Below are 21,331 nucleotides of genomic sequence, written 5' to 3'. Positions count from 1 at the left end.
CCTCCACCCCGACCCGCGTGGCCAACCCCAACCGCCCCGCGAGCCGCAGCACCGGCCACGCACCCCCGTCCTCCCCGTGCAGCAGGACAGGACGCCCATGCGCGGCACCAAGTCCGGACAACAACCCCCGCGCAGAAGCCACCGCACTCGAAGGGTCGGTATCCGTCACCTCGGCCAGCACCCGCAGCGCCTTCGGCCCCAACGGCGAGGCAGCGAACCGCTCCACACCATCCGTCCCGGACCAGATGCCGGCCTCCACGCCCACCCCGAGATCCAGGAGCAGCGCGGCAACCTCCTCCGCACCGGGCTCATGCCAGTTGACCGAGGCGTGGTCGGGCAGGACGGTCCAGCTCCGTATCCGCTCCAGCCTGGCGGCGGTGTCCGGCTCGGCCCACGCCCCCGTGGTCACACCCACCGGCACCGACACCCGCGCCCGAATCGCCGACAACGTCTCCGCGAGCACCCGCGGCGACAACGTGTCCCGCCCGCACGGCATCTTGGGATGGACATGGATGTCCGTGGCCCCGGCCGCGACGGCCTCCGCGGCGGAGTCGGCCATGGACTCGGGCGTCAGCGGCACCGCCGTACCGTCGGCGGCGGTCCGCGGACCGTTCAGACACACTTGCACCATGTCGCGATGGTGCCAGTCACCACTGACAGCCGGCCCCGGTGACGACAGTGGGGGTGCGGCATCCCCGGCGCACCCCCCGCGCACCCGCATTCGTCAAGCCGACACCAGCATTCTCGCCCGCCTGGCGTCCGCCAGGGCCTCGGGCGTGAGCACCGGACGCGGCACCAGAATTCCGCAGTCCGTGCAGACCGGACCCGCCGAAGGCTCGTGGTCCAGGTCGTACTTCCAGGCGAGTTGCTCCCCGCCGCACACCGGGCACGCCGAGCCCGGCTCGCGCTCCAGCGCGGCGATCAGCCGGCGCAGCACCTCGGCCAGCGGTTCACGGGGATGGACCGCCGGATCGTCGCACCACGCCACGCCGAAACCGCCCCAGGTCAGCCGGTGCCAGTCGTCCACACTGCCCGGCCTGCGCAGTCCGTCGTGCTTCTCCTTCTTGCGGCGCTCGGCGAACTCCACCTCGTAGGCCAGCCAGACCGCCCGCGCCTCCTCCAGTTCGTCCAGTGCGGCCACGAGCCGCGCTGGATCGGGGGACCGGTCCTCGGGACCGAACCCTGCCCGGGAGCACAAATGGTCCCAGGTCGCCCGGTGCCCGTAAGGGGCGAACCTCTCAAGGCACTTGCGCAGCGAATAGCGCCGCAGTGCGAGATCGCACCGCGGATCGCGGACCTGTCTCGCCAGACTCCGGAAACCGGCCATCGTCCTGCACCTCCGTCACACCTGCACCTGAAATCCGGTCACTTCGGCGTCGTCGTAAGGACGTCGCCGAATAGACGTATCGACAAGCGAATCGGCTCCATCTGATTTCAAATGGCCTCCATAAGCCTTCCGACGAGGCCCTGAGTCGACTGCCGTGGCCCGTGTGCCTGTTGTGCTGACTCCAAAAAGTGACGCGTGCTCACCTTCAATCCCGGGGATACCGGCGGTAACATCCCGCCCACCCCCGTCGGGAGGAGCCCCCCACATGCCACGGCGTAACTCACGCACCGTTCTCGACAGAATGAGAACTCCCAGCGGAATCCCCGGGTTCCTGAAGACCGCATCGGTATGCGCGCTGATCGCCGGTCTTTTGTCGCCACTGTCCCAGGCAGCCGCCTCGGAGACGGAGTCCGCGCAGGCCGCCGCGGCGGCGAACGACTACTGCGGCAACCAGTGTTCGGACATCCTCCCGCCCGGCCAGAACGGCAACGCCACCCTCGCGCAGATCCTCCTGAACCAGGCCTTCGGCACCCAGCCCGAGCACGCCGCGGACCAGCTCGGACCGTATGCCAACCTCGCCAAGGGGTACACGGGTCTCACCAACGACAAGATCAACGACTTCTTCAACGACGCGTCCTTCGGGGTCCCGGCGGACCAGGTCGCCTCCACCGTCAAACCCGCCGGGCGCGGTGACGTGACGATCGTCCGGGACAAGAAGACCGGTGTGCCGCACATCACCGGTACCACCAGATACGGCACGGAGTTCGGCGCCGGCTATGCGGCCGCCCAGGACCGGTTGTGGCTGATGGACGTCTTCCGGCACGTCGGGCGCGGTCAGCTGACCTCCTTCGCGGGCGGCGCGCCCTCCAACCAGGGCCTGGAACAGCAGTTCTGGCGGCACGCCCCGTACTCCGAGGCCGAGCTCCAGTCGCAGATCGACAACGCCGTCGCCACCAACGGCGAGCGCGGCAAGCTGGCCCTCGCCGACGCCAAGGCCTACCTCGACGGCATCAACGCCTACATCGACGCCTCCGACAGCGGCCGGTACTTCCCCGGCGAGTACGTCCTCACCGGGCACAAGGACTCGGTCACCAACGCCGGGAAGATCGAGCACTTCAAGATCACCGACATGGTCGCGCTGGCCTCCGTCATCGGCGCGCTGTTCGGCTCCGGCGGAGGCGGTGAGGTCAACAACGCCCTCTCGCTCCTGGCCGCCCAGGAGAAGTACGGCGTCGCCGAGGGCACCAAGGTGTGGGAGTCCTTCCGTGAGCGCAACGACCCGGAGGCCGTCCTCACCCAGCACGACGGCAGCTTCCCGTACGCGACCAAACCGGCCGACCCGCAGGGCCGGGCCCTGCCCGACGCCGGCTCGGTGACCCAGGAACCGCTGGTCTACGACCGTACGGGCAGCGCGGCCGGCTCAAGCGCCACCAGCGCCTCCAGGGAGGCGGCCAAGACGGCCCTGTCGTCCGCCAAGCGCGGCATGTCCAACGCCCTGGTGGTCAGCGGCGAGCACACCGCCAGCGGCCACCCGGTCGCCGTGTTCGGCCCGCAGACCGGCTACTTCGCGCCCCAGCTGCTGCTGCTCCAGGAGCTCCAGGGGCCGGGCATCAGCGCCCGCGGCGCCTCCTTCGCGGGTCTGAGCATGTACGTCGAACTCGGCCGCGGCCAGGACTACTCGTGGAGCGCCACGACCTCCGGCCAGGACATCATCGACACGTACGCCGTCGAGCTGTGCAAGGACGACTACCACTACCTGTACCGCGGCACCTGCACGCCGATGGAGAAGGTCGAGCGGAAGAACGCCTGGAAGCCGACGGTCGCCGACGGCACCGCGGCCGGCTCGTACACGATGCGCGTCTGGCGCACGAAGTACGGACCCGTCGAGTACCGCGCGACGGTCGGCGGCAAGAAGGTCGCCTACACCACCCTGCGCTCGTCCTTCCTGCACGAGGCCGACTCCATCATCGGCTTCCAGATGCTGAACGACCCGGACTACGTGAAGGGCCCGGAGTCGTTCCAGAAGGCGGTGCAGCACATCAACTACACCTTCAACTGGTTCTACGTCGACTCCGAGCACACCGCGTACTACAACAGCGGCGACAACCCGGTGCGCGCGAACGGCGTCGACGCCGAGTTCCCGGTGTGGGCCCGGCCGGCGTACGAATGGCGGGGCTGGGACCCGGCGACCAACACGGCCGACTACACCCCGCCCTCCGCCCACCCCCACTCCATCGACCAGGACTACTACATCTCCTGGAACAACAAGCAGGCCAAGGACTACACGACAGCGCCCTGGGGCAACGGCTCCGTGCACCGCGGCAACCTCCTCGAGGACCGGGTGAAGAAGCTGGTCCAGCAGGGCGGGGTGACCCGGGCCTCGCTGGTGAAGGCGATGGCGGATGCCGGGGTCGCCGATCTGCGGGCGGAGGACGTCCTGCCCAAGCTGCTGAAGGTCGTGGGCAGTTCGCCGGTCACCGACCCCACCGCCGCGGCCGCGGTCGGCAAGCTCCAGGCGTGGGTCGCCGCGGGCGGCAAGCGCACGGAGACCTCGGCCGGTTCCAAGAAGTACGCCGACGCCGACGCGATCCGCATCCTGGACGCCTGGTGGCCGCTGCTGGTCAAGGCCCAGTTCGAACCGGGCCTCGGCAGCGAGCTGTTCGCGGCGATGACCGCCAACCTCCCCGTCGACGAGTCCCCGTCCGCCTCCCACGGCCCGACCGGGTCGCACGCCGGAAGCTCCTTCCAGTACGGCTGGTGGACTACGTGCACAAGGACATCCGAGCCGTGCTCGGCGAGCAGGTGCGGGGGCCGCTGGCCCGCGAGTACTGCGGCGGCGGAGACCTCGGCGCCTGCCGGGACACCCTCGTCAGCACCCTGAAGGAGGCAGCCGGCAAGACCGCGGCCCAGGTCTACCCGGGCGACGACGTGTGCTCGGCGGGCGACCAGTGGTGCGCCGACTCCATCAACCACCGCACCCTCGGCGGCATCAAGCACGGCAAGATCAGCTGGCAGAACCGGCCGACCTACCAGCAGGTCGTGGAGTTCACCTCGCACCGGTGACGCAAGGGCCGGCGGCGGGTCAGCGGATGCGGCCCGCCGCCAGGACCAGCCGGGCCAGCTCCTCGTGCAGGATGTCGCTGTGCGCGCCGGCGGGCGGGCCACCGCGTCTGACCACCGCCGCCGCGTCGACGTTCACGCACCCCGATGCGGGCAGCTTCGCCCGCAGGGCCTCGGGGAGCGTGCACGCGCGCGTGCCCGGCACCGCCCGCACCCCGCCGTAGCCCATCGCCCCCCATTTGGCGCCCAGGGCCCGGCCCATGTCGAGGCCCGCGACCGACCGGCTGTCGCCCGCCATGCGCGAGGCCAGCGGATACATCGTGCCCAGGGCCGAGTCGTGCCGGGAGTGGCAGCACACCAGGGGACCGTCGACGCGGTTCTGCTGCCCCTGGAGCACCCCACCGGCGCGCGCGTCGTGCGGCAGCCGGGCCGCGAACGCGTAGTGGGAGAACGCCCCTTGGAGCAGCGTCACCGACTTCACCGTGCGCACGCCCTCGGCCAGGCCGCGCAGCGCGAACGACACCAGCCGCGCGCCGAAGCTGTGCCCGACGAGGTGCACGCGCACGCCCGGCGCCGCCTGCGCGAGCTGCCCGAGGACCCGGCCGAGACCGCGCTCACCGACCGTTCCCGCACGCCGCTTCATCGCGTAGTACGTCGCCTGCCGCAGCAGCTCGTGCGCCCCCTCCCAGGGGTTGGGGATGCTGAACCCCTGCCGCGCGCCGGACGCTTCGAGCCTCGCGAGCGCCCGCGAGAACTCCTCGCAGGCCGCCACCGAGGGGCCGGCGAACATCTCCGGCTCGCTCTGCGGCACGCCCTCCGCCACCGTGTCCGCCGCGAACAGCGCCTGCGGCCCGGGCGCCACGACCTCCACCAGTAGCCGCACCAGCCGCCCGAACTCCTCAAGCTCGGCCTCCTCCGGCGGCTGCTGCTCCAGCAGCCGGGCGATCTGGTCGACCAGGATCGCCCGGCCCGGGAAGGACTCCAGCAACGCGTGCCGCGTGTCCTTGTCGAGCACCGGGCGCCTGGGGGCCTCGGCCGCCACGGCCCGCGGGAAGTCCGGGATCGGTTCGTCGGAGAACCGCATCGCCGGCCACAGCACACCGACGTACCCGACCCGGGCCGCCGGGGCCAGCCGCGGAACGGGCGCCAGGAACCGGTCGTAGAGCCGGGTCGCACCCGAGCGGTCGTTGTTCCAGCCGTGCGCGAAGACGACCAGGTCGCGCACCTGCCGTTCGGTCACCCCGGCGAGCAGCCGGTCGCGCTGGCGGCCCGCCGGGTCCCCGTCCGCGTCGAAGGTCAGCTCCCAGTAGGGAGTCACACTCATCGACCGATCCGCCATGACAGGCCCCCTGTTCCCCGGTGACGCACGCGATGTGGCGCATCGTCCTGCCAACGGGGGAGCTTGGCCATACGTCACGGGCGCATGGGGCGGGCGATGCCGGGTTCAGCGGTAGATGCCGGGCTCAGCGGTAGAGGAGGTACTTCCGCCGCGTCCTCCGGAACGCCGCCAGCTCCTCCTGCCAGCCCGCCACGACCTCGTCGGTGTCCGCGCCCGCGTCGATCATCGTGCGCACGCGCGTGGAGCCGGTGAGTTTGTCGATCCAGTTGTCGGAGCGCCAGGCGAACCCGCTCCACACCTTCCTGGCGGTCACGAGCAGGGCGATCCCCGTCCGTACGGGATCGAAGACGTCCCTGTCGCGCACATGGAGCTGCACACCGCCGATCGTCCTGCCCTGGAACTTCGAGAAGGTGGGCGCGAAGTACGCCTCCCTGAAGCGCACGCCGGGCAGGGCGAGTTCGTTCGCGGCGGCGGCCCAGCGCCGGTCGATGCCCTCCGCGCCGAGCAGTTCGAACGGCCGGGTCGTGCCGCGCCCCTCCGACAGGTTCGTGCCCTCGAACAGACACGTCCCCGAGTACACCAGGGCCGTCTCCGGCGTCGGCATGTTCGGGCTCGGCGGCACCCAGGGCAGCCCGGAGGCGTCGTAGAAGTCCGAGCGCTTCCAGCCCGACATCGGCACGGTCTCCAGCGATACGGGCTCGGTCAGGAACTCCTCGTTGAACAGCCGTGCCAGCTCCGCGACGGTCATCCCGTGGGCCTGGGAGACGGGCTGCCGCCCGACGAACGTGGCGAACTCCTTGTGCAGGACGGGCCCGAGGGCCGCCCGCCCGGTCACCGGGTTGGGCCGGTCCAGGACCACGAACCGCTTGCCGGCGAGCTGGGCGGCCTCCATGCAGTCGTACAGCGTCCAGATGTAGGTGTAGAAGCGGGCGCCGACGTCCTGGATGTCGAAGACGACCGTGTCCACGCCGGACGCGGTGAAGATGTCGGCGAGCGGCCGGCCGCTCTTGAGGTACGTGTCGTAGACGGGCAGGCCGGTCGCCGGGTCGTCGTAGCGGCCCTCGGAGCCGCCGGCCTGGGCGGTGCCGCGGAAGCCGTGCTCGGGGCCGAAGACGGCGGTGAGGCCGACGCGGTCGTCCTCGTGCATGACGTCGACGATGTGGCGGACGTCGCGGGTCATGCCGGTGGGGTTGGTGACGATGCCGGCCTTCTGGCCGTCGAGCAGGGCGTAGCCGTCGTGCGCGAGTCGTTCGAAGCCGGTGCGGAGTTGTCTGTGGCGCTGGGCGGCGGTTGCGGTGGGCGTGGCCGAGACGGCTGCTGCCGTGGCCGCCGTGAGTAAGGCTCGTCTTGAAGGGCGCATGCGGTGACCTCCTTGAGCGGGGGACGGTCGGCATGGGCACGGTATGCGCTCCCGCGGGCTGTGGGGAGGCTGCGGGCCGCCTGTGGCGTTGCCGTCACCCCTTCCGTGGTACATACCGACCGGTTAGTCTGGCGCTGTTGCTGAGCCGCGTCTAAGGAGAGCGATGGTGGGAGCCTTTCAGGGGTCCGGAGTGGTTGTCACGGGGGCCGGTGGCGGAATCGGTGCCGCGTTGGCCCGCCGCTTCGCCGCAGAGGGCGCACGGGTCGTGGTCAACGATCTCGACGCCGAGCGGGCCAAGCACGTCGCGGACGAGGTCGGAGGCATCGCCGTGCCCGGTGATGCCTCGGCGATCGTCGGCGAGGCCCGGGACGCGCTCGACGGAACCGTCGACGTCTACTGCGCCAACGCCGGTGTCGCGTTCGAGGGCGGTCACGCGGACGCGCCCTTGGACGAGAAGGCATGGGCGACCTCCTGGGACGTGAACGTCATGGCGCATGTCCGGGCCGCTCATGAGCTGCTGCCCGCCTGGCTGGAGCGGGGCAGCGGCCGGTTCGTCTCCACCGTCTCCGCCGCCGGGCTGCTCACCATGATCGGCGCCGCGCCCTACGCCATCACCAAGCACGGCGCCCTCGCCTTCGCCGAGTGGCTCTCGCTGACCTACCGGCACCGGGGTGTGAGGGTCCACGCCATCTGCCCGCAGGGCGTCCGCACCGACATGCTGGCCGCCACCGGCAGCGCGGGCGACCTGGTGCTCCAGCCGACCGCGATCGAGCCCGAGGCCGTGGCGGACGCCCTGGTCAAGGGCATCGAGGAGGACCGCTTCCTGATCCTGCCGCACCCCGAGGTCGCCGCGTACCACCAGGCCCGGGCCGGTGACCCCGACCGCTGGCTGACCGGCATGAACCGCATCCAGCAGCAGTGGGAGGAGAACCGGTGACCGAGTCCCGTTACGCGGCCAAACCCTGGCTGGATCTGCTGAGCGACGCCCAGAAGGGCGCGATAACCCCCGCCGGCTCCCTCGTGCACGCCCTGCGCCGGGCGGTGGCCGAGACGCCCGACAGCGACTTCCTGGCCTACTTCGACGGCCGCCTGACCTACCGGGACGTCGACGAGCTCAGCGACTCCGTCGCCGGGCATCTCGCGGCGCGCGGCCTGGAGCGCGGCGACCGGGTCGCGGTGCTGCTCCAGAACTCCCCGCACTTCGTGCTCGCCGTGCTGGGCGCCTGGAAGGCGGGCGCGGTCGTCGTACCCGTCAACCCGATGTACAAGTCGGGCGAGGTGGCCCACGTCCTGCGGGACGGCGAGGTCGCCGCGCTGATCTGCTCGGACCGGGCGTGGGAGTCGTATCTGCGCGAGACCGCGGCGGACTCGCCCGTGCGGATCGTGCTCACCGGCTGCGAGCTGGACTTCCAGACGCGGGGCGACGCGCGCGTGCTGACCTTCGAGCGGCTGCCGCAGGCCCCGGATGCCGATGACCTGGTGACTGTGGCGCGGTCCGGGCACAAGGCGCCCGAGGACCGGGACCCCGCTCCCTCCGGCATCGCGCTGATCAGCTACACCTCGGGCACCAGCGGCACGCCCAAGGGCGCCACCAACACGCACGGCAACATCATGTACAACGCCGAGCGGCAGCGGACCGGCCTGGGGCTGCCCGAGCGGCCCGTGTACTTCGCGCTGGCGCCGCTGTTCCACATCACCGGAATGGTCTGCCAGTTCGGCGCCTGCCTGAACAGCGCGGGCACGCTCGTGCTGGCCTACCGCTTCGAGGCGGGCGTGGTGCTCGACGCGTTCGCCGAGCACCGCCCGCACTACACCGTCGGCCCGTCCACGGCCTTCATGGCGCTGGCCGCCCACCCGTCCGTCACCCGCGACCACTTCTCCTCCTTCCGGGTGATCTCCTCCGGCGGCGCCCCGCTGCCGCCCGCGCTGGTGGAGAAGTTCCGGGCGGGCTTCGGGCCGTACATCCGCAACGGCTACGGCCTGACCGAGTGCACCGCGCCCTGCGCCTTTGTGCCGCCCGGCCTGGAGGCGCCCGTCGACCCGGTCTCCGGGACCCTCGCGGTCGGCCTGCCCGGCCCCGACACGGTCGTACGGATCGTCGACGACAACGGCGAAGAGGTCCCCTTCGGCGAGCAGGGCGAGATCGTCGTCCGCGGCCCGCAGGTCGTGCCCGGCTACTGGCGGCGCCCCGACGCCACCGCCGAGACCTTCCCCGGCGCCGAACTGCGCACCGGCGACATCGGCTTCATGGACGAGCAGGGCTGGCTGTACGTCGTCGACCGCAAGAAGGACATGATCAACGCGTCCGGCTTCAAGGTGTGGCCGCGCGAGGTCGAGGACGTGCTCTACACGCACCCGGCGGTGCGCGAGGCCGCTGTCGTCGGCGTGCCCGACGGGTATCGCGGGGAGACCGTCAAGGCGTACATCAGCCTGCGTCCGGACGCCGACACGGCCCCGGATGCACTCGCCGCCTACTGCAAGGAGAGACTGGCCGCTTACAAATATCCGCGCCAGGTGGAGATCCTGCCGGACTTGCCGAAGACGGCCAGTGGGAAGATCCTCCGTCGGGAGCTTCGTTCCCGGACGCAAGGCAACTGACAGCAGTACGGAAAGGCAGGTGGCGGCAGTGCCCAGGACGACGGACTCGGACGGCATCCCCGTACCTCAGCGGCTCCTGGCCGCCGCCACCCGGCTCTTCGCCGAGCAGGGCTACGACCGCACCTCGGTGCAGGAGATCGTCGAGGCGGCAGGGGTCACCAAAGGTGCTCTGTACCACTACTTCGGCTCCAAGGACGACCTCCTGCACGAGGTGTACGCGCGCGTGCTGCGCATCCAGCAGGAGAGACTCGACGCCGTCGCGGACTCCGACGAGCCGGTGGAGAAGCGGCTGCGGGCCGCGGCCGCGGACGTCGTGGTGACGACCATCGACAATCTCGACGACGCGATGATCTTCTGGCGGTCGATGCACCATCTGAGCCCGGAGAAGGACAAGCAGGTGCGCGCGGAGCGGCGGCGCTACCACGAACGCTTCCGCGCGCTGATCGAGGAGGGCCAGCAGTCGGGCGTCTTCTCCGAGGCGACCCCGGCGGACCTGGTGGTCGACTACCACTTCGGGTCCGTCCACCACCTGTCGACGTGGTACCGGCCCGAGGGCCCCATGAGCCCCCGACAGGTAGCCGACCACCTGGCGGACCTGCTGCTGCGCGCCCTGCGCCCGTAGCTGCTCGGGCTGGTCCAACCCAGCCCGTCCGGCGTTTGAGGACGAGGCCGTCAGGCCGATGGGGGTCCAGGGGGCGGAGCCCCCTGGCGGGGTCGAACGGGCGGAGCCCCTGGGGATGATGCGGGGCCCCTGCTCGAGCGAAGCCGAGAGCTTGGGGAAGGGTAGGGGCGGCGGGGGCGAGGAGCCCTCCCGCCGCCCCGCCGCGTCACACGTACCGCTTCAGCTCCCGCCGCGCCAGCGACCGCTGATGCACCTCGTCCGGCCCGTCGGCGATCATCAGCGTCCGCGCCCCCGCGTACAGCTCCGCCAGCGGGAAGTCCTGGCTCACACCCCCCGCACCGTGCAACTGGATCGCCCGGTCGAGGATGTCCACCACCGCGCGAGGCGTGGCGATCTTGATCGACTGGATCTCGGTGTGCGCCCCCCTGTTCCCGACCGTGTCCATCAGCCACGCCGTCTTCAGCACCAGCAGCCGCAACTGCTCCACGGTCACCCGCGCATCCGCGATCCAGTTGTGCACCACACCCTGCTGGGCCAGCGTCTTCCCGAAGGCGGTACGGGACACGGCCCGCCGGCACATCAGCTCGATCGCCCGCTCCGCCATCCCGATCAGCCGCATGCAGTGGTGGATCCGGCCGGGACCCAACCGCGCCTGTGCGATGGCGAAGCCGCCGCCCTCCTCACCGATGAGGTTCGACGCCGGCACGCGCGCGTGGTCGAAGATCACCTCGGCGTGGCCGCCGTGGTAGTGGTCCTCGTAGCCGAAGACCTGCATCGCGCGCTTGATCGTCACGCCCGGCGTGTCACGGGGGACCAGGATCATCGACTGCTGACGGCGGATGTCCGAACCCTCCGGGTCCGTCTTGCCCATCACGATGAAGATCTTGCAGTCCGGGTGCATCGCCCCGGAGATGTACCACTTGCGGCCGGTGACGACGTACTCGTCACCGTCCCGCTCGATGTGCGTCGTGATGTTCGTGGCGTCCGAGGAGGCCACGTCGGGCTCGGTCATCGCGAACGCCGAGCGGATCTCACCGGCCAGCAGCGGCTCCAGCCACTGCTTGCGCTGCTGCTTGTCGCCGAACTGGGTGAGGACCTCCATGTTGCCCGTGTCGGGTGCCGCGCAGTTCGTCACCGTCGGGGCGAGCTGCGGGGAGCGCCCCATGATCTCGGCGAGCGGCGCGTACTGGAGGTTGGTGAGCCCCGCGCCGTACTCGGAGTCCGGCAGGAAGAGGTTCCACAGGCCCTGCCTGCGCGCCTCGGCCTTCAGCTCCTCGACCACCGCCGGGGTCTGCCACGGCGAGGCGAGCAGGGCCCGCTGCTCGTGCGCGACGGCCTCGGCCGGATAGACGTACTCGTCCATGAAGGCCAGCAGCTTGCCGCGCAGCTCCTCGGTGCGCGCGTCGAACGCGAAGTCCATGTCCGTCAGCCTTCCTGAAGAGTGGTGAGACCGTGCTCGATGAAGACGGGGACCAGGTCGCCGATGCGGTCGAAGCCGCGCCCGACCGTCTGGCCCAGGGTGTAGCGGTAGTGGATGCCCTCCAGGATCACGGCGAGCTTGAACCAGGCGAACGCCGTGTACCAGGAGACCGCGGAGACGTCGCGCCCCGAGCGGGCGGCGTACCGCTCGATCAGTTCGGCCGGGTCCGGGTGCCCAGGCGCCTCGGCCGTCGTGGAGACGGGGGAGTCAGGAGCGTCGAGGGGCAGGCTGTACATCGCCAGCAGGCCCAGGTCGGTGAGCGGGTCGCCCAGGGTGGACATCTCCCAGTCGAGAATCGCCTTGATGCGGTCGTCCTCGCCGATCAGGACGTTGTCCAGCCGGTAGTCGCCGTGCACCACGGCCGGGGCGGGGGAGGAGGGCAGCCGCCGTCCGAGCGTCGCGTGCAGCTCGTCGATCCCGGCCAGCTCGCGGTTGCGTGAGGCGTCCAGCTGCTTGCCCCAGCGTCGCAGCTGCCGGTCCAGGAAGCCCTCGGGCCGGCCGAAGTCCGCGAGCCCCACCTCGCCCGGGTCCACCGCGTGCAGCTCCACCAGGGCGTCCACCAGGTTCAGCACCGCGCCCCGGGTCCGCTCCGGACCGAGCGGGGCGAGCTGGTCGGCCGTACGGTACGGCGTGCCCTCGACGAACTCCATGACGTAGAACGGCGCGCCGAGCACCTCCTCGTCCTCGCACAGCAGCACCGGCCGCGGAACCGGCACGGCGGTGGGGTGCAGCGCGCTGATCACGCGGTGCTCGCGCTTCATGTCGTGCGCGGTGGCGAGGACATGACCGAGCGGGGGCCGCCGTACGACCCACCGGGAGGTGCCGTCGGAGACGGCGTACGTGAGGTTCGACCGTCCGCCCTCGATCAGCCGGCCGGACAGGGCGCCGCTCACCAGGCCGGGCCGCTCGCGGTCGAGCAGGCCGCGCAGCCGGTCCAGGTCGAGTCCGGGCGGGTGGTCGAGGCTCATGCGTCGCTCCTACGGGCAGGTGAACAGTTCTCGACTCATGATGCCGACCGGTCGGTATGTCGTCCAGAGCGGGGCCGAAACGTGATCGGAGCCACGATAGGCCGACGACCCCCGCCGCGGGGCGCCGGGGAGGTTCCGGCCGGTTCGTTCAGGCCATCCCGGCTTGCGTGCCTCGCGGCGAGCCCGGAGGGTCGGAGCCATGAAGGCCATCAGCTACTCACGGTACGGCGGACCCGAGGTGCTGGCGTTCGGCGAGGTCCGCGATCCCAAGGTCGGCCCGGACTCGGTGCTGGTGAAGGTGCGGGCGGCGTCCGTGAACCCCGTCGACTGGAAGGCCCGCGAGGGCCATCTCGAGGGGCTCTTCGAAGCCGCCTTCCCCGTGGTGCCCGGCTGGGACGTCTCGGGCGTCGTCGTACGCCCCGGCGTGGCCGTGTCGGAGTTCGACGTCGGGGACGAGGTCATCGGGTACGTACGCGAGGACTTCCTCTCCCGCGGCACCTTCGCCGAGTACGTGGCCGCGCCCCTGCGCACCCTCGCGCGCAAGCCGCGCAACCTCTCCTTCGAGGAGGCGGCCGGACTGCCGCTGGTCGGGCTCACCGCCTACCAGGTGCTGGTCAAGGTGCTCCAGGTGAAGCGGGGCGAGACGGTCCTGGTGCACGCCGCGGCCGGCGGTGTCGGCTCGATCGCCGTGCAGCTCGCCGCCCACCTCGGCGCCCGGGTGATCGGCACGGCGAGTGAGCCCAACCACGACTTCGTGCGCGGCCTCGGCGGGGAGCCGGTGACGTACGGCGAGGGCCTGGGCGAGCGCGTGCGCGGGCTGGCGCCCGAGGGGGTGGACGCGGTGCTCGACACGGTCGGCGGGGACGCGCTGAAGGTCTCGGCCAACCTGCTGGCCCCCGAGGGCCGCCTGGTGTCGATCGCCGACGTCGGCGTCGTGACCTACGGCGGCCGCTACTACTTCGTCCGCCCCGACGCCGAGGACCTCCAGCGTCTGTCCGGCCTGGCGGAACAGGGCGTGGTGCGCATGCACGTCTCCGAGGCGTTCCCGCTGGAACGAGCGGCGGACGCGTACCGGCTCAACGAGGAGGGCCGGACCCGCGGCAAGATCGTCGTGACGGTGGACTGGGAGCAGGAGGAGACGTAGCCACCGGCTGCACCCTGGCGACCGGCCCCTGCGGCGTCCTGTCCCCTGGCGTCCGGTGTCCTGTCCGGGCGTGCGGTGTCCCGGCGACCGGTGCCCGCGGCGTTCCGCCCGCAGGTGGCCGGCGTGCGGTGTCCGCGGCCTGGCTTGGGTCCGGCGTTCCGGGCGTCCCGTCGTGCGGTGTCTCGTCGTGCGGTGTCCCGGCGGCCGGTGCCCGCGGCGTTCCGCCCGCAGGTGGCCGACGTGCGGTGCCCTGACGCGCGGCGTCCGGCGTCCTGGCGTGCGGCGGGCGGTGCTCCGGCGACCGGCGCCTGCGGCGTCCTGCCTACTGGCGTCCGGCGTCTCGGTGCCCCTGTGTGCGGTGCCCTGGCGTCCACTGCCCCGGCGTGCGATGTCCTCGCGTCCGGCGTCCTGGCTGGCGTCCCGGTGCCCGGTGCCCGGCGACCGGCGCCACGCGTCCTGCCCTGGCGTCCGGCGTCCTGGCGTGCGGCGGGCGGTGCTCCGGCGACCGGCGCCTGCCGCGTCCTGCCTACTGGCGTCCGGCGTCCCGGCGGGCGGTGCCCTGGCCGGCGGCGTCCCGTCGTGCCCTGCCCCGGCGGGCGGCCTCCGCGGCGTCCCCCCTGGCGTCCGGCGTGCGGTACCAGGGCGTCCGATGCCCTGCCGTGCGGTGCCCCGGCGTGCGGCGTCCGGCGTCCGGGTGCGGGACGCCCCGGCGGCCGACCCTCCGCGGCGTCCCGTCCCTAGAGCACGAGCGCCGCCCCGCACACCGCCAACGCCATCGTGCACAGCACCGCGGCCGTGGCGTGCCGGGGCGCGAACGCGGCAGGGGTGGCGGTGGCCGAGAGGGCGCGGATACGGCGGTGAGCGATGCTCAGGAAGCCCAGCCACAGGACGCAGCACAGCGCGCACGCGACGAGCCCGGGCGCCGACGCCCCGCCGTGGAGCGCGGTCTTCACGGCGAGCACGGCGGCGACCGTGCCCGACAGCGTCGTACGCCGCCACGCGAGCCGGGTCCGCTCGGGTTGCAGCCCGGGGTCGCGGTCGGGGTCCTGCCGCCGGGCCGCCGGCGCGTTCACCCCTCCCACCCCACGAGCACCACGACGACCATGGCGAGGGCGACGATCGCGACGACGAGGCTCAGCACCGCCGGGAACCGGGACACCGGCAGGTCCTCGCCCCGGCGCATGGCCCGCTCGCAGCGCACCCAGTGGTTGACCGCCCGCAGCGAGCACAGCACGCCCGCGGCCAGCAGCGCGAGCGCCAGCCCCACGCGCCAGCCCCAGCGCAGGTCCGGCAGGAACTGGTCGACGGCGAAGCCGCCGCCGATCAGGGCGAGCGCGGTGCGCAGCCAGGCCAGGAAGGTGCGTTCGTTCGCCAGCGAGAACCGGTAGTCGGGCGTCTCGCCGTCCTTCCGCACCTGCGCGGGAGCGAACCACAACCGGACGTTCCGTACGAACTCGATCACGTGCGCGACCCTACCGGGGACGCGGTCGCCGGGGGCTGGCGGTGCCGCCCGCCACGGTTCGGTCCGCCCCGGGCGACAGCCCGCTCAGCCCATCGACCGAAACGCCCTGAGCCGCTCGTACGCCGCCAGCCCGTCCGGCACCCACTCCCAGTCGCCCAGGCGCCGCCGCACCTCGTCCTCGGGCAGGAAGTCGTGCCAGGCCACCTCCTCGGCCTGCGGCTGGACCGGAGCGTCGCAGCGGACCTCGTACACCGCCGACCACCAGGTCTGGCCGGCGCCGTTGTCGTAGAGGAACTTGAAGAGGTACCGCGGGAGCGGCAGACCCGGCACGCCCAGTTCCTCCTCGGCCTCGCGCAGGGCCGCCGCGTCGTAGGTCTCGCCGGCGCCCACCACTCCGCCGACGAACATGTCGTACAGGGAGGGGAAGACCAGCTTGGTCGGCGTCCGGCGGTGCACGAAGATCCGCCCCGCGGCGTCCCGGGCCTGGATGAACACACAGCGGTGCCGCAGACGCCTGGCGTACGCCTCGCCCCGGGGCGACTGCCCGATGACCCGGTCGTTCTCGTCGACGATGTCGAGGATCTCGTCAGCGGCGCTCACGCGCTCGCCCGCGGCACTCAAGCCCTCACCCGCGGCACTCACGCCCCCGCCCACAGCACCCATGCCCTCATCAGCACTCATGCCCTCATCCAAGCAGGGTGCGAGACGTCACTGCGGCTGCGGCTGCGGCTGAAGCCGCCCCACGTGTGCCCGCTCCACCGTCCCCGTCGGCATGGCCGGATGCAGCCCCAGCAGCATGATCCCGGCCACCACGGCGAGGAGACCGCCCGCCTCCCAGCTCAGCGCCACCGCGTCGGTCCGCAGCCGGTCGCCCAGGAAGCCGACGCCGCAGATGATCCCGGCGATCGGCTGCGCCGCGGTCAGGGCGGGCAGCGACTTGCGCAGGGACGCGGTCTCGAAGGCGCTCTGCACGAGGAGCAGCCCCGTGACGCCCAGCGCGAGGACGGCGTACGGCTGCCAGCCGGTCAGCAGCCCGGCGAAGCCGCCCTCGGCGAACTTCTCCCCGCTCACCCGGGTCAGCGCGTCCTGCACGCCGTACAGAAGCCCGGCGGCCACGGCCAGCAGCACCGGCCCGGAGCCCAGCCGGGAGCGCTTGGCGTGCGCTGTGAGGAGCAGGGCGAGCCCGGTCATGGCCCCGATGATCAGCCACTGACGCATCGGATCGGCTGTCGCGGCGCCGCCGTGTGGCTCGCCCGCCACGATGAACGCGCTCACTCCGCCCGCCAGCAGCAGAAGCCCTGCCCAGCCCTGGCGGCCGAGCGGCTGCCGGGTCTGCCGGCGGGACAGCGCGAGCGCGAAGAGCAGGTTCGTCGCGAGCAGCGGCTCCACCAGCGACAGCTCGCCCTGTCCCAGCGCGGCGGCGCCCAGCGCCATGCCGACCACCATCAGCGCGATGCCGCCGAGCCAGCGCGGCACCTTCACCAGGTCGATCAGCAGCCGGAAGGACAGGAAGTCGTTGAGCGGGGCGCGCTGGGCCGCGTTCTGCTGAAGCACGAAGCCGAAGCCCAGACAGCAGGCGGCACTCACGGCGAGCACCAGTATCAGAACCGACACGCGGTGTACCTCGATCATCAGGTCGGGTCACGATGGCGTAAGGGCCGACTGTACCGGCCGGCTCCGCCCGGCGCGCCCGTACGTCGTCCCATCGTGAGCGGTGGTGACCGCCCAGCACTATGACGCACGCCACAAAGGGCGAAACGGATAAATGGGATGCACGTCCCGGCATCCTCTGGATCCCCTTTGATCACAAAACCCTCGCTGGTAACGCCAGTTGACGCGTGTAACGGCCTTGCGGCCCTTGACGTCAACCGTTGGCTGGGGGTTGGCTGTGTGTGATCAGTTCATGGCGAAGCGCACACACGCGCTCCATCAACCGCCGTGAGCCGGAACACAAGAAGAGCGCGTGAGGAAGTTCCGCGGTGCCCCCACCCCCGCCTCCCCTCGGTCGTGGCCGCAGACGTGCGTCTCAGGCCTTCGACGAGGCCCTCGACGACGCCGACCTCGTGGCCGCGCGCGCCGCGCTGGCGCAGGGCCGCTGGCAGAACGCCCGCTCCCTGCTGGTCCACACCGCGGACGACTGGGACCGGCGCGGCCACCGCGTCACGGTCCTCGCACGGGAGCCCTACTGCGCCGCATGGGCCCGTGAGTGGCTGCTCGCCGAACCCGAGTCCGCCGACGCCGCCGTTCTGCTGGCCCTTGCCCAGGTCCGGCGCGCCCTGCACGGCAAGGGCAAGCCGGTCCGGGCCCGCGAGGCCTGCGCGGCAGCCGCCGCCCGCGCCCCCGCCGATCCCACGCCCTGGCTCGGTCTGCTCCTGCTGGAGTGCGCGGTCGGCACCGACCAGGACGTGGTCCGGACCTTCGAGCAGGTCCGCGCCCGGTACGCCGACCACCACCACGCCCACCACCTGATGGTCGCCCGGCTCGCCGGACGCCGCACCGAGGCCGGCCCGGACCCGCTGCACGAGGTCTACGACTTCGCCGGCTGGGCCGCCGAACAGGCACCCGCCGACTCGCCGCTCGCGATCCTGCCGGTCATCGCGCACGCCGAGCGCTACCGCGCGCTGGCCGCCGCCGGGCACGAACCCGTCGATCCGGCCGCCTCGGGCCACTGGACGGGCCGCCGCGCCCGGCAGGTGATGAAGGCCGCCTTCGACTGGTGGCTGGAGTGGGAACTGGAGGGGCACCCGCGCCGGCTGATCGACCTGAACTTCCTCGCCCACGCCAAGTTCTGCGAGGGGCGGGGCGCCGAGGCCGCCGCCCTGTTCCACCGGATCGGCCGGCACGCCACCCCGGCGCCCTGGTCGTACCCGGACCGCGACCCGCACGCCGCCTTCGCCGCCGCCCGCGCCGCCGCGCTCGGCACGGCCTGACACCCCGGAAAACCAGAAGTGAGGACGCTCTCCCGATGACCACGGACAGTTCGAGCACGAGCACAGCCGTCGCCGGCGGCATCAGTACGTTCAAGGGGCAGGAGCGTGCCCTGCGCGCCGACCGGCTCGGCACCGGAGGACTGCTGCTCTCCGTCCTCGCCGCGACCGCCCCGCTCATGGTGGTCGCGGGTGTCATGCCCACTACATTCGCAGTGATGGGCATCGTCGGCCAGCCGCTGCTCTTCGTCGTCCTCGGCGTCGTCCTGATCCTGTTCAGCATCGGGTACGCCGAGATGAGCCGCCACGTCCACAACGCGGGCGCCTTCTACGCGTACATCTCCCGCGGCCTCGGCGGCACCGCCGGCGCGGGCGCCGCCCTGGTCGCCCTCGTCGCCTACAACGCGCTCCAGATCGGCATCTACGGCATCTTCGGCTTCGAGGTCTCCGGGCTCCTCGCCACTTACGCCGGGGTGGAGATCGCCTGGTGGATACCGGCGCTCGTGGCCGCGCTCGCCGTCGGCCTGCTGGGCTGGCTGAAGATCGACGTCAACGCGCGCGTGCTCGGCGTGCTGCTCGTCATCGAGGTGCTCCTCGTCGTGATCTTCGATGTCGCCGCCCTCACCGACCCCGGCAAGGAAGGCCTCTCGCTGCACGCCTTCAACCCCGACACCCTCACCGGCGCGGGCGTCGGCACCGCGCTGTGCTTCTGCATCGCCGCGTTCCTCGGCTTCGAGCAGGCACCCGTGTACGCCGAGGAGACCAGCCGCCCGCACGTCCTGGTGCCGCGCGTGATGTTCCTCGCCGTCGGCGGGGTCGCCGTCTTCTTCGCGCTGAGCAGCTGGGCCCTCACCGTCGCCACCGGCCCCGCCGCGATCGTCGGCACGGCCCAGAAGCAGAGCGCCGGACTGCTGTTCTTCCTCACCGAGTCCCGCCTCGGCGGCACCTTCACGGACGTCCTGCACGTCCTGTTCGTCACCGGCATGTTCGCCGCCCTGCTCAGCTTCCACAACGTCGTCGCCCGGTACGCCTTCGCCATGGGCCGCGAAGGTCTGCTGCCCGCCGCCTTCGGCCGCACCAGCGGCACCAGCGGCGCTCCGGGCACCGGCTCGCTGCTCCAGACCGTGGTGGCCGTGGTGGTCGTGGCCGCCTTCGCGATCGCCGACGACAAGCCGGCCGGCGATCCGACCGCGCCCGTCCTGCAACTGTTCACCTGGTTCGGCAACATCGGCGCCCTCGGCGTGATCGTGCTGATGGCGGCGGCCTCCCTGTCGGTCGTCGTCTTCTTCGTCCGCCGGGGTGCCGCGGGCGCCCAGGCCTGGCGACTGGTCACCTCCGCGCTGGCGGGCCTCGCCCTGCTCGTGATCGCCGGCTACACCGTGAAGGACTTCGAGGTCCTCGTCGGAGCCGGCCCGGACTCCTCGCTGAGCTGGATACTGCCCGGCACCATCGGCCTCGCCCTGGCCGCCGGCCTGGTCCTGGGCCTGGTGCTGCGCGCCCGCGCCCCCGAGAAGCACGCCCGGATCGGGCTCGGCAACGAGGCGTTCCAGCTGGACAAGGCGGCGTCGTCCTGACCCCGGCCGCGTAAGAAGTGGTTACGGAACTCTGACGAGCACCCGCGATCCCTGTCCTGACGGGGCCGCGGGTGTTCGAATGAGAAGGTGAACGAGGACGTACATGAGGGCATGAACGACGGACATCCCGAACAACGGGGCACCCCGGTCGGCCGCCGCGTCTTCCTCGGCACCCTCGGTCTGGGCGCCCTCGGGGTGGTCGCCGCGCCCCAACTGCAACGCGGCCTGGAGGGCTTCCTCGGCGGCGCCGCCGACAAGGACCCCACCGGCCTGACCGGACTGCTCCCGAACGGCGGCGGCTTCCGCTACTACTCGGTCGCCTCGTCCGTCCCGCGCAAGAACGCCGGCACCTACCGCCTGAAGGTGGGCGGCCTGGTCGACCGCCCCAAGACCTACACCCTGGCCGACCTCAAGGGGCTGCCGCAGACCCGCCTGGTCCGCGATGTCCAGTGCGTCACCGGCTGGCGGGTTCCCGACACCCCCTTCGAGGGCGTACGCCTGTCCCGGCTGCTCGACGCGGCCGGGGTCCGCCCCACGGCCAAGGCCATCCGCTTCACCTGCTTCGACGGCACCTACACCGAGAGCCTCACACTCGACCAGGCCCGCCGCGCGGACGTCCTGGTCGCCCTGCGGATGCAGGACAAGGACCTCGGCCACTCCCACGGCGGCCCGGTCCGCCTCTACGTGGCGCCCATGTACTTCTACAAGTCCGCCAAGTGGCTCTCCGGCATCACCGTCACCGACGAGGTCCGGCCGGGCTACTGGGAGGAGCGCGGCTACGACGTCGACGCCTGGGTGGGCCGCTCGAACGGACGTGACGATGAGCCCACGACCTGACACCGCGGTCGCTGTCAGGCGCTTCAGCCGGACCGAGCGCTGGGTTCACCGCACGACGGCCGCGCTCATGGGCGTCTGCGTACTGACGGCGGCTTGCCTCTACGTCCCCCAGCTCGCCGAACTCGTCGGCCGCCGGGCTCTCGTCGTCACCCTGCACAAGTGGACCGGCCTAGCCCTGCCCGTCCCGCTCCTGGCGGGCCTCGCCTCCCGCGCCCTCCGTACCGACCTCGGCCACCTCAACCGCTTCGGCCCGCACGACCGCACCTGGCTGCGGGCCGCCCTGCACCGCGACAAGCGGCACGCGTCCCGCCCCGCGGGCAAGTTCAACGCCGGCCAGAAGCTCTACGCGTCCTGGATCGCCGGCGCCACGCTCGTCATGCTCGGCACCGGCCTCATGATGTGGTTCACCCACCTCACCCCTCTCCTGTGGCGCACCAGCGCGACGTTCGTCCACGACTGGCTGGCCCTCACCATCGGCATAGTCCTGGCCGGCCACATCGGCATGGCCCTGGCCGACCCGGAATCCCGCAAAGGCATGCGCACGGGCTCGGTGAGCAGAGAGTGGGCAGACAGAGAGCACCCCCTATGGCGCCGGTAGGTGTTCCTCGGGGGCGCGGGGAAATGCGCGACAGG

General features: G+C 71.9%; 18 protein-coding genes and 1 pseudogene. 9 read left to right on the top strand and 10 right to left on the bottom strand.

Annotated elements, in window-relative coordinates; genetic code table 11:
* Together AOQ53_RS28355 and AOQ53_RS28350 are read right to left on the bottom strand one after the other, a co-directional pair.
* Positions 1-631 (bottom strand): 3-keto-5-aminohexanoate cleavage protein (locus tag AOQ53_RS28355; protein ID WP_059421555.1); only part of this gene is annotated, 631 nt, incomplete at its 3' end.
* A gap of 93 nt (positions 632-724) precedes the next feature.
* Positions 725-1,327: a hypothetical protein gene (locus AOQ53_RS28350; RefSeq protein ID WP_059421543.1), complete on the bottom strand. Its 603-nt coding sequence runs from the start codon at positions 1,325-1,327 to the stop codon at positions 725-727.
* A gap of 265 nt (positions 1,328-1,592) precedes the next feature.
* On the opposite strand from AOQ53_RS28350, the pseudogene AOQ53_RS28345 reads away from it, so the two are divergent.
* Positions 1,593-4,390, top strand: a pseudogene (locus tag AOQ53_RS28345) (penicillin acylase family protein).
* 19 nt (positions 4,391-4,409) lie between these two features.
* Here AOQ53_RS28345 and AOQ53_RS28340 read toward each other — a convergent pair.
* Together AOQ53_RS28340 and AOQ53_RS28335 are read right to left on the bottom strand one after the other, a co-directional pair.
* Positions 4,410-5,726 carry a hypothetical protein gene (locus tag AOQ53_RS28340; protein ID WP_059421541.1) on the bottom strand — a complete coding sequence of 439 codons (1,317 nt, stop codon included), beginning with the start codon at positions 5,724-5,726 and terminating at the stop codon, positions 4,410-4,412.
* Positions 5,727-5,850: 124 nt separating this feature from the next.
* Positions 5,851-7,086, bottom strand: a complete 1,236-nt coding sequence (locus AOQ53_RS28335; protein ID WP_059421539.1) for an exo-beta-N-acetylmuramidase NamZ family protein — start codon at positions 7,084-7,086, stop codon at positions 5,851-5,853.
* Between the two features lie 163 nt (positions 7,087-7,249).
* Between AOQ53_RS28335 and AOQ53_RS28330 the strand changes: the two genes are divergently transcribed.
* From AOQ53_RS28330 to AOQ53_RS28320, 3 genes are read left to right on the top strand one after another with little or no spacing between them, the layout of a single operon-like run.
* Positions 7,250-8,023: an SDR family oxidoreductase gene (locus AOQ53_RS28330; RefSeq protein WP_059421538.1), complete on the top strand. Its 774-nt coding sequence runs from the start codon at positions 7,250-7,252 to the stop codon at positions 8,021-8,023.
* Positions 8,020-9,684, top strand: coding sequence for a class I adenylate-forming enzyme family protein (locus AOQ53_RS28325; RefSeq protein WP_059421536.1), 1,665 nt, complete (start codon positions 8,020-8,022; stop codon positions 9,682-9,684). Before AOQ53_RS28330 ends, AOQ53_RS28325 begins: the two co-directional genes overlap by 4 nt.
* 28 nt (positions 9,685-9,712) lie before the next feature.
* Positions 9,713-10,306, top strand: a complete 594-nt coding sequence (locus AOQ53_RS28320; protein WP_059421553.1) for a TetR/AcrR family transcriptional regulator — start codon at positions 9,713-9,715, stop codon at positions 10,304-10,306.
* 205 nt (positions 10,307-10,511) lie between these two features.
* Here AOQ53_RS28320 and AOQ53_RS28315 read toward each other — a convergent pair whose 3' ends face one another.
* Together AOQ53_RS28315 and AOQ53_RS28310 are read right to left on the bottom strand one after the other, a co-directional pair.
* Complete coding sequence (locus AOQ53_RS28315) at positions 10,512-11,726, bottom strand: acyl-CoA dehydrogenase family protein (RefSeq protein WP_059421534.1); 1,215 nt, start codon at positions 11,724-11,726, stop codon at positions 10,512-10,514.
* A gap of 5 nt (positions 11,727-11,731) precedes the next feature.
* Positions 11,732-12,754 carry a phosphotransferase family protein gene (locus AOQ53_RS28310; RefSeq protein WP_059421533.1) on the bottom strand — a complete coding sequence of 341 codons (1,023 nt, stop codon included), beginning with the start codon at positions 12,752-12,754 and terminating at the stop codon, positions 11,732-11,734.
* A 199-nt stretch (positions 12,755-12,953) separates the two neighbouring features.
* Between AOQ53_RS28310 and AOQ53_RS28305 the strand changes: the two genes are divergently transcribed.
* Positions 12,954-13,898 carry an NADP-dependent oxidoreductase gene (locus tag AOQ53_RS28305; protein WP_059421531.1) on the top strand — a complete coding sequence of 315 codons (945 nt, stop codon included), beginning with the start codon at positions 12,954-12,956 and terminating at the stop codon, positions 13,896-13,898.
* 737 nt (positions 13,899-14,635) lie between these two features.
* On the opposite strand, the gene AOQ53_RS28300 is transcribed toward AOQ53_RS28305, so the two are convergent.
* The 4 genes from AOQ53_RS28300 to AOQ53_RS28285 all read right to left on the bottom strand — a co-directional run bounded on the left by AOQ53_RS28300 (position 14,636) and on the right by AOQ53_RS28285 (position 16,974).
* The gene (locus AOQ53_RS28300) at positions 14,636-14,971 is read right to left on the bottom strand and encodes a DUF202 domain-containing protein (RefSeq protein WP_059421529.1); all 336 of its coding nucleotides are present in this window, start codon (positions 14,969-14,971) and stop codon (positions 14,636-14,638) included.
* Positions 14,968-15,360, bottom strand: coding sequence for a YidH family protein (locus AOQ53_RS28295; RefSeq protein ID WP_059421526.1), 393 nt, complete (start codon positions 15,358-15,360; stop codon positions 14,968-14,970). The genes AOQ53_RS28300 and AOQ53_RS28295 overlap by 4 nt, the downstream gene beginning before the upstream one ends.
* A gap of 84 nt (positions 15,361-15,444) precedes the next feature.
* Positions 15,445-15,960: an NUDIX hydrolase gene (locus AOQ53_RS28290; RefSeq protein WP_059421551.1), complete on the bottom strand. Its 516-nt coding sequence runs from the start codon at positions 15,958-15,960 to the stop codon at positions 15,445-15,447.
* Positions 15,961-16,068: 108 nt separating this feature from the next.
* Positions 16,069-16,974: a DMT family transporter gene (locus AOQ53_RS28285; RefSeq protein WP_059421549.1), complete on the bottom strand. Its 906-nt coding sequence runs from the start codon at positions 16,972-16,974 to the stop codon at positions 16,069-16,071.
* A 365-nt stretch (positions 16,975-17,339) separates the two neighbouring features.
* On the opposite strand from AOQ53_RS28285, the gene AOQ53_RS28280 reads away from it, so the two are divergent.
* The 4 genes from AOQ53_RS28280 (at position 17,340) to AOQ53_RS28265 (ending at position 21,296) form a co-directional block, all read left to right on the top strand.
* The gene (locus tag AOQ53_RS28280; RefSeq protein WP_059421524.1) at positions 17,340-18,290 is read left to right on the top strand and encodes a hypothetical protein; all 951 of its coding nucleotides are present in this window, start codon (positions 17,340-17,342) and stop codon (positions 18,288-18,290) included.
* Between the two features lie 35 nt (positions 18,291-18,325).
* Positions 18,326-19,861: an APC family permease gene (locus AOQ53_RS28275; protein ID WP_059421522.1), complete on the top strand. Its 1,536-nt coding sequence runs from the start codon at positions 18,326-18,328 to the stop codon at positions 19,859-19,861.
* 111 nt (positions 19,862-19,972) lie between these two features.
* On the top strand, positions 19,973-20,698 hold the full coding sequence (locus tag AOQ53_RS28270; protein WP_059421547.1) for a molybdopterin-dependent oxidoreductase: 726 nt from the start codon (positions 19,973-19,975) through the stop codon (positions 20,696-20,698).
* Positions 20,682-21,296 carry a cytochrome b/b6 domain-containing protein gene (locus AOQ53_RS28265; RefSeq protein WP_078945550.1) on the top strand — a complete coding sequence of 205 codons (615 nt, stop codon included), beginning with the start codon at positions 20,682-20,684 and terminating at the stop codon, positions 21,294-21,296. The genes AOQ53_RS28270 and AOQ53_RS28265 overlap by 17 nt, the downstream gene beginning before the upstream one ends.
* Positions 21,297-21,331: the final 35 nt, after the last annotated feature.

Origin of the sequence: Streptomyces azureus (assembly GCF_001270025.1) — a bacterium.
Classification (GTDB): Bacteria; Actinomycetota; Actinomycetes; order Streptomycetales; family Streptomycetaceae; genus Streptomyces; species Streptomyces azureus.
The sequence above is the reverse complement of the archived record's forward strand: the minus strand, read 5'-3'. Positions and strand labels throughout refer to the sequence as shown.